This window comes from Thiohalomonas denitrificans (genome assembly GCF_016841685.1).
Classification (GTDB): Bacteria; Pseudomonadota; Gammaproteobacteria; order Thiohalomonadales; family Thiohalomonadaceae; genus Thiohalomonas; species Thiohalomonas denitrificans_A.
Window position 1 is genome coordinate 1 of record NZ_JAENYR010000086.1, and the last position, 14,264, is coordinate 14,264.

General features: G+C 59.1%; 10 protein-coding genes. 5 read left to right on the plus strand and 5 right to left on the minus strand.

Annotated elements, in window-relative coordinates:
• Positions 1-1,906 (plus strand): transglutaminase TgpA family protein (locus Q7L05_RS14805; protein ID WP_303908351.1); only part of this gene is annotated, 1,906 nt, incomplete at its 5' end.
• A 324-nt stretch (positions 1,907-2,230) separates the two neighbouring features.
• Here Q7L05_RS14805 and mnmE read toward each other — a convergent pair.
• The 5 genes from mnmE to rpmH form a co-directional block, all read right to left on the minus strand.
• Positions 2,231-3,577, minus strand: coding sequence for a tRNA uridine-5-carboxymethylaminomethyl(34) synthesis GTPase MnmE (gene mnmE / locus Q7L05_RS14810; protein ID WP_317623142.1), 1,347 nt, complete (start codon positions 3,575-3,577; stop codon positions 2,231-2,233).
• Between the two features lie 78 nt (positions 3,578-3,655).
• Positions 3,656-5,320, minus strand: a complete 1,665-nt coding sequence (gene yidC, locus Q7L05_RS14815; protein WP_303908358.1) for a membrane protein insertase YidC — start codon at positions 5,318-5,320, stop codon at positions 3,656-3,658.
• A 3-nt stretch (positions 5,321-5,323) separates the two neighbouring features.
• On the minus strand, positions 5,324-5,545 hold the full coding sequence (gene yidD, locus Q7L05_RS14820) for a membrane protein insertion efficiency factor YidD (RefSeq protein WP_303908363.1): 222 nt from the start codon (positions 5,543-5,545) through the stop codon (positions 5,324-5,326).
• On the minus strand, positions 5,521-5,922 hold the full coding sequence (gene rnpA, locus Q7L05_RS14825; protein ID WP_303908366.1) for a ribonuclease P protein component: 402 nt from the start codon (positions 5,920-5,922) through the stop codon (positions 5,521-5,523). Before rnpA ends, yidD begins: the two co-directional genes overlap by 25 nt.
• A 9-nt stretch (positions 5,923-5,931) precedes the next feature.
• A complete protein-coding gene (rpmH, locus tag Q7L05_RS14830; protein ID WP_092998439.1) occupies positions 5,932-6,066 on the minus strand; it encodes a 50S ribosomal protein L34 in 135 nt (44 codons plus the stop codon).
• A 529-nt stretch (positions 6,067-6,595) separates the two neighbouring features.
• Here rpmH and dnaA point away from each other — a divergent pair.
• From dnaA to gyrB, 4 genes are all read left to right on the plus strand, one after another.
• Positions 6,596-7,954, plus strand: coding sequence for a chromosomal replication initiator protein DnaA (dnaA, locus tag Q7L05_RS14835; protein WP_303908373.1), 1,359 nt, complete (start codon positions 6,596-6,598; stop codon positions 7,952-7,954).
• A gap of 220 nt (positions 7,955-8,174) precedes the next feature.
• Positions 8,175-9,275 carry a DNA polymerase III subunit beta gene (gene dnaN, locus Q7L05_RS14840; protein ID WP_303908376.1) on the plus strand — a complete coding sequence of 367 codons (1,101 nt, stop codon included), beginning with the start codon at positions 8,175-8,177 and terminating at the stop codon, positions 9,273-9,275.
• Positions 9,276-9,449: 174 nt separating this feature from the next.
• Complete coding sequence (gene recF, locus Q7L05_RS14845; RefSeq protein WP_303908379.1) at positions 9,450-10,526, plus strand: DNA replication/repair protein RecF; 1,077 nt, start codon at positions 9,450-9,452, stop codon at positions 10,524-10,526.
• 240 nt (positions 10,527-10,766) lie between these two features.
• A complete protein-coding gene (gene gyrB / locus Q7L05_RS14850) occupies positions 10,767-13,172 on the plus strand; it encodes a DNA topoisomerase (ATP-hydrolyzing) subunit B (protein WP_303908382.1) in 2,406 nt (801 codons plus the stop codon).
• Positions 13,173-14,264: the final 1,092 nt, after the last annotated feature.

Sequence of the window (14,264 nt, forward strand, 5' to 3'; positions counted from 1 at the left end):
CCTGCTGCGGATGCCAGCCTGGCTGGGAGTCGGTTGCGGGGCGCTGATCGTCTGGCGAGTCCTGCGCGAACTCAAGGGCTGGCCCCTGCCGGGACGGACGGTCACGATGGGGCTGACGGTTGCGGGAGTGGCCGGCATTTTTGCCGCCTACCAGACGCTGCTTGGCCAGCAGGCGGGGGTAGCGCTGCTGACGATAATGCTATGCCTGAAGCTGCTGGAGATGCGTACCCTTCGCGATGCCATGCTGGTGATTTTCCTCGGCTATTTCCTGGTCATCAGCGGCTTTCTGTTCAGTCAATCGATCTTCGTCGGTATCTACATGTTCGCCGTAGTGCTGGCACTGACCGCAGCACTGGTGGCGCTCAATCATCCGGGCGGTGCGCAGCGCCATAGCAGAGGTTATGTACGGCTGGCCGGGGGACTGCTATTGCAGTCGGTTCCGCTGATGCTGGTGCTGTTCATCCTGTTTCCGCGGATTCCGGGGCCGCTCTGGGCACTGCCGGAGGATGCCCACCAGGGCACCACCGGACTCAGCGACGAGTTGACCCTGGGCTCGATCACCAGCCTCGCCGAGTCGCAGGAAGTGGCGTTTCGCGTACAGTTCGATGGTGAACCGCCCGCGGCCGACCGGCTCTACTGGCGCGGCCCGGTGTTGTGGCTGACCGATGGGCGCGGCTGGCGCGTGCTTGATCCCGAGGGCGAACGGGTGGGCCGTCTGGGTGATGCCGGCTATCAGGATGCCGGAAAAACGGTCGATTACGAGGTGACGATTGAACCCCACAACCGCAAGTGGCTGTTCGCCCTCGACCTGCCGACCGGCGCCCCACCGGCGGCAAACATTCGCGGTGATTTCCAGATGGTGGCGGACAAGCCGGTGAACGAACGGCGCCGCTATTCGATGCGCTCGGTCCTCGATTACAACACCGGCGAGCTGTCATCGCTGCAACGCCAGTTGGGCCTCGACCTGCCCGCCGGCAGCAATCCACAGACCACCGCCCTCGCACGCCGCTGGCGCGAGGAGGGTATGGCCCCGGAGGCCATCATCTCTGCCGCTCTGAGCTTCTTCCGCGACCAGCCGTTCTATTACACCCGTCAGCCGCCGGCACTGCCTGCCGACAATGCCGTGGACAGTTTTCTGTTCGACCGGCGCCGCGGTTTCTGTGAACACTATGCCGCCAGTTTCATCACCCTGATGCGCGCAGCACGAATACCGGCCCGGCTGGTTACCGGCTATCAGGGGGGACAGTTCAACCCGGTAGGTGACTACCTCATCATTCGCCAGGCCGACGCCCATGCCTGGGCCGAGGTCTGGCTGGAGGATCAGGGCTGGGTGCGCGTGGACCCAACGGCGGTGGTGCCGCCCGAGCGCGTACAGGCCACCGCGGATACGGAACGATTCCGCTCGACTCTCCCCCTTACCCTCAGCGGTGCACAAGCGGATTGGCTGGCGCGCAGCTGGCAGCAAATGAGCGCATCGTGGGATGCCGCCAACCATACCTGGAACCAGTGGGTGCTGGGCTTCGACCAGGAACGTCAACGCGACCTGATCCGCCGCCTGGGGTTGGGGGATATCGACTGGCGCGGCATGGTCGGCATGCTGTTCCTGTCGCTGTTGGTACTGCTCGGAGGGGTCGGTGCCTATCTGTTATGGCCCCGCAGAGCCAAAACCGACCCGGCGGCCCGGTTTTATGAACGGTTCTGCCGCAAACTCGATTCCCACGGCCTGCCGCGCCAGCGCGACGAAGGACCCCGCGCCTATGCCGAACGCGTCCTGGTCGCCCGACCCGACCTCACCGGACCCATCCAGCGGATCACCGATCTCTACACCCGCATCCGCTACGCCGACGACGACCCCGATCGCTGGCTGCCTCATCTGAAAGACCAAGTACAGGCGTTTCGGCCGTAGGAGGCCACCCCCGGTGTCTCCCGACACGCCGGTAGGAGGCCCGCCCTCGGGCGATTGGCTGATCGAACTTCGCGGCGGAGCGCCCCTCCTACCTCATAGTGGCTCAGGAGTCTCGGGACACACCGGTAGGAGGCCCGCCCTCGGGGCGATTGGCTGATCGGACTTCGCGGCGGGGGCGCCCCTCCTACCCCCATAGCGGCTCAGGAGTCATCCGGACACACCGGTAGGAGGCCCGCCCCCGGGGCGATTGGCTGATCGGACTTCGCGGCGGAGCGCCCCTCCTACCTTCATAAGCAGGCTCGGGTTTCTCCGGACACGCCGGGTCTATTTACCAATGCAGAAGGATTCGAAGATCCGGCCGAGGAGGTCGTCGGAGGTGAATTCGCCGGTGATTTCGGAGAGGTGCTGCTGCGCGAGGCGGAGTTCCTCCGCGACCAGTTCGCCGGCGCCCTCTTCCAGTCGGCTGGCGGCATGCTGCAGGTGTTTGGTGGCGGCGCCGAGGGCCTCGAGATGGCGGCGACGGGCCATGAAGGCGCCCTCGCCGGCCTGTTCATAACCCATCACCCGCTTCAGGTGGGAGCGCAACAGTTCGATCCCTTCGCCGGTTCTGGCACAAGCACGTACCTCGGCGCCCAATGCATCACTCCCTTCGCCGACTTCACGGCCGGAGAGGTCCACCTTGTTGCAGACCACCGTCACCGGCAGGCCATCGGGCAGTTTTTCCAGGATGGCCCTTTCCTCGGCCTCGATGCCGAGCCGGTCATCGACCACCAGCAGGACGCGGTCGGCCTTTTCGATGGCAGCCCAGGCGCGGCGGATCCCCTCCTGCTCGATGCGATCGACGGAGTCTCGCAGACCGGCGGTATCGATGACGTGCAGTGGCATACCATCGATATCGATCTGCTCACGCAGGATGTCGCGGGTGGTGCCGGGGATCTCGGTGACGATGGCCGACTCCTGACCCGCCAGGGCATTGAGCAGACTGGATTTGCCGGCGTTGGGGCGCCCGGCCAGTACCACGGTCATGCCCTCGCGGAGCAGTCGCCCCTGCCGGGCCGTGGCCTGCACCTCGCCTACGGCATCCCGAATAGAACGTAAGTGGGCGCTCACTTCACCCTCGGCGAGGAAGTCGATCTCCTCGTCGGGAAAGTCGATGGCCGACTCCACATTTATCCGCAAGGCGATCAACCGTTCCACCAGAGTGTATACCCGCTGGGAGAACTCCCCCTGCAGCGAACGCAGTGCGGAACGGGCGGCCTCACGGCTGCCGCTTTCGATGAGATCGGCCACGGCTTCGGCCTGGGCCAGATCCAGCTTGTTATTCAGGAAGGCGCGTTGGCAAAATTCGCCGGGGCGGGCCAGACGGGCACCGTGGGCCACCACCGTCTCCAGGAGCATATCGAGCACCACCGGGCCGCCATGGGCCTGGAGTTCGAGGACATCCTCGCCGGTAAAAGAGTGGGGATTCTGGAAGAAGAGCGCGATGCCCTGGTCGAGAATACTGGCGTCGGGGCCCAGGAACGGAAGATAGTCGGCCCGGCGGGCGGGCAGGATCCGTCCCAGCACACGTTCGGCAATGACCGATGCGAGGGAACCCGACACCCGCACGATCCCGACGCCGCCCCGTCCGGGCGGTGTAGCAATCGCGGCGATGGTGTCCGTAGAAACGATCATGGGGTTCCACCACTGGGAACACGGGGAGTTTTCATAAAGACAGCTCCCTGTTCCCGGTGGTTCACATGGCCATGATCAGGTCTTAACGACAAAGCGGGTAATATACCACTGCTGCAGGATCGACAGGCCGTTGTTCACCACCCAGTACAGAACCAGCCCCGCCGGGAAGAAGGCGAAGAAGACGGTGAAAACAATGGGGAGGAGCATCATCACCCGGGCCTGTATAGGGTCCATCGGGGTCGGATTCAGACGGTGCTGGATGAGCATGGTCGCGCCCATCAGCACCGGCAGTACGAAGTAGGGATCCGCCACTGACAGATCCTGGATCCAGAGCATGAACGGCGCCTGCCGCAACTCGACGCTCTCCAGCAGCGCCCAGTACAGGGCGATGAACACCGGGATCTGTACCAGGATAGGCAGACAACCGCCGAGAGGATTGATCTTCTCCTCCTTGTACAGCTTCATCATGGCCTGGTTCAGCTTTTCGCGGTCATCGCCATACTTCTCCTTGATGGCCATCAGGCGCGGCTGGACCTTCCGCATGTGCGCCATTGATGTGTAACTCTTCTCCGAGAGTTTGTAGAAGACGGCTTTGATCAGGACGGTGAGCAGGATAATCGCCACGCCCCAGTTGCCAAAAATGGAGTGGAACAGGGCAAGGACCCAGTGCAGCGGCTTCGAGATGAAGGTGAGTATGCCGTAGTCCACGGTCAGTTCCAGACCGGTGGCAATCTCCTCGAGGCGGTTCTGGATCTTGGGCCCGACGTACAGTCCGGAGGTCAGGGTCTCTGAGGCGCCCGGGGCGACCTGGATCTGCGGCCCGACCATACCCAAAATCCGCTCGTTGCCGATCCCCTTGGTGTAATAGGTGTATTTCTGGTCCTGCGGCGGTACCCAGGCACTGAGGAAGTAGTGCTGAATCATGGCTGCCCAGCCGCCCTGGAAGGTACGGTTCAGGGGCGCTTCGGCCATTTCGTCGAAATCGATCTTTTCGTAGCGCTCTTCAGGGCTATAGATTACGCCGCCGGTGTAGGTGTAGATAAAGAACTGACCATCATCCTGCGGGGGGGTGCGCTGCAGCTGGCGATACATGTGGCCGTTCCACGGCGCGCCGCTGGCGTTCTCGATCGTATATCCCACATCCACCAGGTAATCACCGCGACGGAAGGTGTAGGTCTTGGTGACCACAATACCGTTTTCACGCCAGGTCAGATCGACGTTGAGCTGGTCCTCACGTTCCGACAGCCGATACTCGGACTTCTCGGCTTCGAAGCGGGCATGATGACTCGGGGCCGGAGAGCCATCGGTGCCGGCGGGCAGCAATCCGGTCTGGGCGACAAACAGATCACCCGGTCGATCGTTCAACAGAGTGATGGGGTTATCCGGCTGGTCGACCGAAACCGGATATTCCAGAAGCTCGATGCGACGCAGGTCCCCGCCAACTGCATTGATCTCGGCGCGGAAGACATCCGTGGTGACGGTAATGCGCTCGCCGGCGCCGAGCCCGGTCCGGGTCTGACTCACCGGGGTGTCGGCGGCAGAGGTTTCCGGTACCTCCGCGGTCGGTACATCACCAGCCGGTGCTCCATCGGTGGGCAGACTCGGCGTGTCGACTTGGTCCCGTTCGGTGGTCGCCACCTGCTCCTGCTGGGGCCGCACATAATCTTCCTGCCATGCATTCCAGATCAGCATGACAGTGAAAAGCAGGCCACCAAGTAAAATGATTCGTTGTAGGTCCATCGGCTAATCTTTGTTGTCGGGTACGGGATCCAGTCCACCCTCGTGCCAGGGATGGCAGCGGGACAGACGGCGAACAGTGAGCCAGCTACCCCGAAGTGCACCATGACGGACGATCGCCTGCTGGGCATAGGACGAACAGCTGGGATAAAAACGGCAGTTATTGCCCAGAAAGGGGCTAATGCAGTAGCGATAACATGCGATCAGGGCGAGGAAGAGTTTCTGCATCGTTCGGGCAAGGCTCGCCAGAGCTGTTCCAGAGTGGCCCGTAGTCGGGATTTATCCAGTCGATCGATACCGGGGCGGCTCAAGACTACTACATCAAAGCCCCCGATTTCACCCTGGTTGAGGCGAAAACTCTCCCGAATCTGGCGTTTGGCACGGTTACGCGCCACGGCACGTTTGGCGTTCTTTCGGGAGATGGCCATCCCCAACCGAGGATAGCCGAGGTCATTGGCTCGGGCCAAAACGAGAATCTGCCCCCCATTGACCCGGCACGCATCCTGAAACACGCGCTTGAACTCTCCCGGCTTCAGCAGCCGTACTCGGCGGGGAAACGCCGTAGCGGATTCAGCCGGACCGCTGCGACCGGGGGAGTTCTGCAAGATCTCGTATTACGCGGACAGGCGAGCACGGCCCTTTGCGCGACGGGCTTTCAGCACCTTGCGACCGCCGACGGTGCTCATGCGGGCACGAAAGCCGTGGGTGCGCTTGCGGCGGATATTGGAGGGCTGGAATGTTCTTTTCATGGGGGCAACCGTCTGGTCAAAGCAGTCTTGTGTAATAAGCCGGACCCAAAAAGGGAGCCGGCCCGGAAAAGTCGGAAACGATACTGTGATTTCTGGTCATATGTCAAGATAGCGCGAGGTTTTTCGATCTGGATAAGGTGTGGATAACTTTTGTTATCGGCGGTAGACTGCGCTCTCCATTGCCTCTCCACGCCAGTGCACTGTTACATGCGTGGCGGTGCTTTCAGCGAGTCGCTGGCCAGCCAGGTGCAAGGCGCGTTTCGCGGGAACGGTGCGCCCTTGTGAAGTGCAGGGACGCACAAATGCCGCAGGCGCAGGGATACACAAGAGCGGCCCAAGAAACGCAACGCCGCAGATGGCCGGCCAGCGGCTCGCCCGAAGGGAGCCCCCAAAAAAACGCCATGACGGCGTTGCAGCGCTTGAGAAGGGATAGCCATCGCCTGCGCGCTGCGCCTTGTCCTGACGTTTTTGGGGGCTCTGAAAGTATCGCCAAGCATGCAACAGTACACTAGAACCGAAGGTCGCATCCGTGACGCCCAGTTTCTGGCAGAAATGTCTAGACGCCCTAGAGCATGAACTCTCTCCTCAGCAGTTCAATACCTGGATTCGGCCGCTGCAAGCGGAAGTATCGAAAGATCGGGTGTGCCTGTTCGCCCCCAACCGTTTTGTCATGGATTGGGTAACAGAACGGTTTCAATCAAGGATTGAAGAGCTGGTCAGTGCCTATAGCGATACCGGGACCTTGCCGGTGAGGTTCGAAGTCGGTTCACGCGCCCAAGTGACGAACAGCACACCCGTGATGACGCAGGAGCCGGGGGTCAGTGGCGAAAGTCCCTCGGTGAGCGAGCGCGCCAAACCCGATTATCGACGTAGCAAACTCCAGCATAACTACACCTTCAAGAGCTTCGTCGAGGGCAAATCCAACCAGCTCGGGCGCGCCGCGTCGATGCAGGTCGCTGAGAACCCGGGAGAGGCCTACAACCCGCTTTTCATCTATGGGGGGGTCGGCCTCGGGAAGACCCATCTGATGCATGCGGTAGGTAACGAGATCCTCCGAAACCGTCCAAGCGCAAAGGTTCTCTACCTGCACTCGGAGCGTTTCGTTGCAGACATGGTCAAGGCCCTGCAACAAAACGCCATCAATGAATTCAAACGCTTCTACCGTTCACTCGATGCTCTGCTGATCGACGATATCCAGTTCTTCGCCGGAAAGGAGCGCTCCCAGGAGGAGTTTTTCCACACCTTCAATGCACTACTCGAAGGCCAGCAACAGGTCATTCTCACCTGCGACCGCTACCCGAAAGAAGTGAATGGATTGGAGGAGCGACTCAAGTCCCGGTTTGGCTGGGGTCTAACCGTCGCTATCCAGCCACCCGAACTGGAGACCCGAGTGGCTATCCTTAATAGCAAGGCGTTACAAACCGGGGTCGAGCTGCCGAGCGAGGTGGCATTCTTTATTGCCAAGCGGATTCGCTCGAATATTCGCGAACTCGAGGGGGCGTTACGGCGGGTGGTTGCCAATTCGCACTTCACCGGGCGACCGATTACCGTGGATTTTGCCAAAGAGGCACTCCACGACCTTCTGGCGCTACAGGCGAAACTGGTCACTATTGAAAATATCCAGAAGACGGTCGCCGAGTATTACAAGATCCGGGTCGCTGATTTATTATCGAAGCGACGCAATCGCTCAATCGCGCGTCCGCGGCAGGTGGCAATGTCGCTCGCCAAAGAGCTGACGAACCATAGTCTGCCGGAGATTGGTGATGCCTTCGGGGGCCGGGACCATACGACGGTGCTGCATGCCTGCAAAAAAGTCGCATCGCTAAAGGAAGAGGATCAGCGCATCGCAGAGGATTACGCAAACCTGTTGAGAATCCTGACTACATGATTGGGATAACCTGTGGATAAATCAGCTTTTCGCTGAGAACACCAGACGATGAACAGGTTATCCACAGGTGGTCCCAAAGATTGAAACGCGGTTGTGAGTCAGCATAAGATACTGAATCTCAAGGAGAGAATAGAGTTACTCACAGCAAATGCGCGACATAGTAGTAACAATGGGTTAAAGATCTAAACCACTAATAATTACGTCCGGGGAAGACGGGGACATGCGATTTACGATATCGAGAGAAGCGTTACTCCGACCGCTACAGGTCGTCGGTGGAGTCGTTGAAAAGCGGCAGACACTACCGGTACTTTCAAACATTCTGGTAAACGCCGAACCCGACCGGGTAACGCTGACCGGGACGGACCTGGAAGTCGAATTGACAGCGGCTGTACCGGTAATTGGAGCCGATACCGGTGATATTACGCTGCCGGCACGGAAATTCATGGATATCTGTAAGGCGCTTCCGGAAGGCGCGGAAATCGATATCACGGTCGATGGAGAAAAGGCCAGATTCCGATCGGGCAAAAGTCGATTCACGCTTGCGACACTCCCGGCGGCGGAGTTTCCGGCAACAGAAGCAATCGCTGGTGCCTTCGAATTTGAGATCCCCCAAGGTGAACTTCGCCATCTTATTGAAAAGACACAGTTTTGTATGGCGAATCAGGACGTTCGCTATTATCTGAACGGTTTACTGCTGGAATTCAATGCCGGCTCACTACGAACCGTTGCCACCGACGGGCACCGGCTGGCTTTGAGTGATCGGATAGCCGAACAGACCGGCACGGAACAACGCCAGGTGATTATTCCGCGAAAGGGTGTGATGGAATTGTTCCGGCTTTTGGTGGATTCCAAGGAGTTGTGCCGGGTTCAGCTGAATACCAATCACATCAAGGTGGAGCTACCGAATATCGGATTTACCTCGAAATTGGTGGATGGACGATTCCCCGATTATGAACGGGTGGTCCCGAAGGGGGGCGACAAGATCGTCACGGCCGATCGCGAGAGTTTGCGACAGGCACTGGTGCGGGCGGCCATTCTGTCCAATGAAAAATATCGCGGGATTCGACTTGAGCTGAGCAACGACCAGTTGCGGGCAGTCGTCAACAATCCCGAGCAGGAAGAGGCGGAAGAGGAACTGGACGTCGATTATCAGGGAGAGGAGTTGGAGATCGGATTCAATGTCGCCTATCTCCTCGAGGCGATCAATGCGATTGATGAGGAACAGGTGGAGATCACCTTAAGTGACGCGAACAGTAGTTGCCTCGTTCGTGGATTGGGTAACGAAGGGTCACGCTACGTCGTGATGCCGATGAGGTTGTAGTAAAGCCGGATGGGTTACCGAATCCACACACAAAGGGTACCGGTTCGGCCTTCCCTGTCCCTATCGATGGCGGGTCCGTTTGTGGGCTCGTTTTTCCCGCCGCACAAGGGATCTTCTCTGGTTCTTGCTAGCCACGGCACTGGGCATTCGTCTGTCAGAAATCCAGGTTGAATAATGCGATTGACGCGCCTGCAAGCCAGGCACGTACGCATCCTCGAGGACGTGAGGATTGCGCCGGATCCCGGACTGAATATTATCGAAGGGGCTAATGCCAGCGGAAAAACAAGCCTGCTGGAGGCCATTCATATTCTGGCGCTGGGACGCTCCTTTCGGACCCGAAAGACCAGGGAAGTGGTAAACAGGGAGGCCGACGCACTGCTAGTGTTTGGCGAGGGAAAGGAGAATGAATTTAGTCACCGGTTGGGTGTCAAAAAGAGCAACCGGGAAAAGACGGAAATCCATGTCGATGGCCAGCGGGCAAAAGGCGTGTCGGCATTGGCAGCACTGCTTCCCCTCCTGGTGATCACCCCGGAAAGCCACGCCCTCATTAGTGGAGGACCCAATCAGCGACGAGCGCTGGTGGATTGGGGTGTGTTTCACGTGGAACGTCCGTTTCATCGCCACTGGCTAACCTACGAACGTGCACTGCGGCAAAGGAATGCGTTACTGAAGCAGGGGGCTGGTAATGCGAGCCTTACCGTCTGGGAAAGAGAGATGACGTCGGCGGGAAACGAAATTACGGCACAACGGGCGCGTTATGTGGAAACCTTGCTGCCCCGGGTCGAGCAACATCTGGAAAGTCTGTTGGGAGACCTGGAAGTCGAGATTGCACTAAAAACCGGGTGGGGAAGCGAGCCGCTTGATGAGGCATTAAGGGCGGCGCGCGAGAAGGACGAGCGCTTTGGGTACACGACCGTGGGCCCCCATCGTGCCGAATTGCAGATCAGGATCGAGGGCCGGCCTGCATCGGAAGTGGTTTCCCGAGGTCAGCAAAAACTAATGGTGATGGCACTCCGGCTTGCCCAGCTGGAGGTGTTCCGGGCGGCTACAGGTCGGTCGGCCGTTTTGCTGATTGACGATCTTCCCGCCGAACTCGATCGGGAGAGAAGAGCCGTTCTGTTGGCGCAACTGAGCCAAATGGATCTCCAGATCTTTGTAACGACCACCGAAGCCGCCCTAATCGGGAATCAGGCATGGCCATCCAGCAAAGTGTTCCACGTGGAACACGGCCGAGTCAGTTCCCGTTCCTAGAGAACAGCCGCCGCTTCGGTTCGAGGCGAACAACGGCTAATCAAAAGTGCATCAAACGAATGGCCCACACGGATGCGGGAGCAGGAGAGCCCCATCCCAGTCGACGTGGGGCGACCATGCCTCCACGGAAAGAGCACCCCTTTTATGAGATTGTGCGATAAGCGGAAACTTTAGTGTGTCTAGGCGGGGAATAGGCCAGGAAAATGATACAATATGTCGGTTAGAGGACGGGAGCCCTGTATGAGCGAAAGTTACGATTCTTCCAAGATCAAGGTCCTGAAGGGGCTGGACGCGGTCCGAAAGCGCCCAGGGATGTATATCGGTGATACCGATGACGGGACCGGTCTGCACCACATGGTTTTTGAAGTGGTCGATAACTCTATCGATGAGGCATTGGCCGGCTATTGCAGCCAGATCGATGTGATCATCCATAGCAACGACTCGGTCACCGTTCGGGATAATGGTCGCGGTATCCCGACCGACATGCACGAAGAGGGTCAGTCGGCTGCTGAAGTCATCATGACCGTCCTGCATGCCGGCGGTAAGTTCGACAACAACTCCTACAAGGTCTCCGGCGGTCTGCATGGGGTCGGGGTTTCCGTCGTCAATGCACTTTCCGAAGAGCTGAAGCTGACTATTCGCCGCGAGGGCAAGCTTTATCAGCAGGAGTATCGGTTGGGTGTGCCTGTGTCGCCTTTGAAGGCCGTAGGTGAAGCCTCTACCACCGGCACCGAGATCCGTTTCAAGCCCAGTGTGGCGATCTTCCGCGATACCGAATTCCATTACGATATCCTTTCCAAACGGCTGCGTGAGCTCTCCTTCCTCAATTCCGGTGTCCGGATTCGCCTCCATGACGAACGTTCCGACAAAGAGGACGTTTTTGAGTATCAGGGTGGTATCCGGGCTTTCGTCGAGCACCTGAACAAGAAAAAGACGCCCCTCCACCCCAATGTCTTCCATTTCACTGCCGAAAAGGAGGATGTCGTGGTGGAGTTGGCGATGCAGTGGAATGACTCCTATCAGGAGAGCATCTTCTGCTACACCAACAACATCCCGCAAAAGGATGGCGGAACCCATATGGCCGGTTTCCGCGGCGCCCTGACCCGAACGCTCAACCAATACATCGAGTCCGAGGGGCTAGCCAAGAAAATGAAGGTGAACCCGACCGGGGATGATGCCCGCGAAGGCCTCACCGCCGTCCTGTCGGTCAAGGTCCCCGATCCGAAATTCTCTTCGCAGACCAAAGAAAAGCTGGTCTCCTCCGAGGTGAAGGGCCTGGTGGAGTCGCTGGTTTCCGAGCACCTGTCAGGATTTTTGCTGGAGAATCCCCAGGACTCCCGCATTATCGCCGGCAAAGTGGTCGATGCCGCCCGTGCCCGTGATGCAGCGCGCAAGGCCAGGGAGATGACGCGACGCAAGGGGGCCCTGGATGTGGCCGGATTGCCGGGTAAACTGGCCGATTGCCAGGAGCGGGATCCCTCCAAATCGGAACTGTTTGTGGTCGAGGGCGATTCCGCGGGCGGTTCCGCCAAGCAGGGGCGTGATCGCAAGTACCAGGCGATCCTTCCGCTCAAGGGCAAGATCCTCAACGTCGAGAAGGCGCGCTTCGACAAGATGCTCTCGTCCGCCGAAGTCGGCACGCTGATTACCGCGCTGGGATGCGGGATCGGTAAGGAGGAGTTCAATCCGGACAAGCTACGTTATCACCGCCTTATCATCATGACCGACGCGGATATCGATGGCTCGCATATCCGCACCCTGCTGCTGACATTCTTTTACCGGCAGATGCCGGAACTGATCGAGCGGGGCCACATCTATATCGCCCAGCCACCCCTCTACAAAATCAAGAAGGGCAAGCAGGAGCGCTATGTAAAGGACGACCTGGAACTCAATGCCTACCTGCTCAGCCAGGCAATCGATAATACCCAGCTGTTTATCAGCCCCGATGCGCCGCCACTGACCGGTGTGGGTCTGGAGCAGCTCGCGAACCAGTATCAGTCCGTGATGGCCGGTATCGAGCGGCTGTCACGCCGCTACAACAGCCGTGCGTTGCAGCAGATGATTACCCTGCCAAGCCTTTCGGAAGAGGCATTCCGCCAGCCGGAAGAGGCCGAGCCGTATTTCAGTCAACTGGTAGAGCGTCTCAATGAGCAGAGTAGCGAGACCCGTTACGACCTGCGTTTCGAGCGGGAACCGGACGGTGCGATAAGTGCCGCCGTAGTGAAAGAGTGGCGGCACGGTGTGTCGACCGACTACACCTACATCGCGGAATTCTTCGCCCTGCCGGAATATCGTGCGATCCGCACGCTCGGCGAACAGCTCGATGGCCTGCTGAGCGAAGGCGCCTTTGTTCAGCGTGGCGAGAAGAAGCATCCGGTAAGCACGTTCAGCGAGGCATTGACCTGGCTACTCGAAGAAGCCAAGCGCGGCCAACACATCCAGCGCTACAAAGGATTGGGTGAGATGAACCCCGAACAGCTCTGGGAGACGACGATGTTCTCCGAGACACGCCGGCTCCTGCAGGTGCGAATCGAAGATGCGATTGCCACAGACGAAATCTTCTCGACCCTGATGGGGGATCAGGTGGAGCCGCGTCGCGAGTTCATTGAGAGCAACGCGCTTTCGGTATCCAATCTCGATATCTGATCCGAAAACCCTCTTTTGGGTGATCTAAGGGGAGCCTCGGCTCCCCTTTTGTTTTCAGGCGGACGACTCTCTCGCCATTCTCTCCTAACGGCCTCTAGTGGCGCTGACCGGCGTTGTCGGGCTCATTCTGCGTCCTGTCCCTACTTGTTTGTCGATCACCTCTACGCGCCCGCTGACGAAGTCGTGCGTCTTTTCCTGTCTTGGGGGTCTTCCCATTCGGCCTGGAAAAAGGGGCTATCGGCTCGGCTAGGCGTCAGACGCCTATATGGATAGTAACCCGTCACGCCTTAACTCATTCCCGCAATCGGGAATCACCGGTACCGGTACGCATTGGTACAGGGTTGCGGGTTGCAGATCCGGCATGCGTTCACGCCCGGTGCCGGCCAGGCACTCATCGAGGTGTTTCATGATCGGACTTCCGAGAACCGCTGATTGCAGGGATTGATCCCAAACTACCGTCCGGTGGAATGGCCCTCTCGCGGTGAGTGAGTCTAAACTAACCGACGTTCCGATCGAGGATAGACCCGTTCATGCCGTTGCCGGTGATCAGGATCACCATGGTCGATGGGCGATACAGCGCAAGATCCGCGGCCCCCTGTCCCTGCGGCGCGGAATGGACTGACGTCGATATTGGTTGAGAGGGCCGAAGGTGAGTAAGTGCTCACTTTCGTGGCATCGGCTGGGATCTGGAAGATCTTCTCCATCTCTCCAAGTTCCCTCCTGTGGCAGTAATCCGGCCCGTTCGTTGGAACTCCTGATGAACTTGCCCTCGCTGTCATTACGAGGACGCCTACATGGATGTAGGTGGTAGAGCGACGCAGGATGCCAAAGCCGAGCCTGAGCGACGAAGTAATCTCCTGCTCTCAACTCCAGATTGCCGCGTCGCCTGGGGCTCCTCCTGATGAACTTGCCCTCCCCGCTGTCATTACGAGGACGCCTACATGGATGTAGGTGGTAGAGCGACGCAGGATGCCAAAGCCGAGCCTGAGCGACGAAGTAATCTCCTGCTCCCAAGCCCCAGATTGCCGTGTCGCTGTGGCTCCTCCTGATGAACTTGTCCTCGCTGTCATTACGAGGAGCCTAAGCGACGAC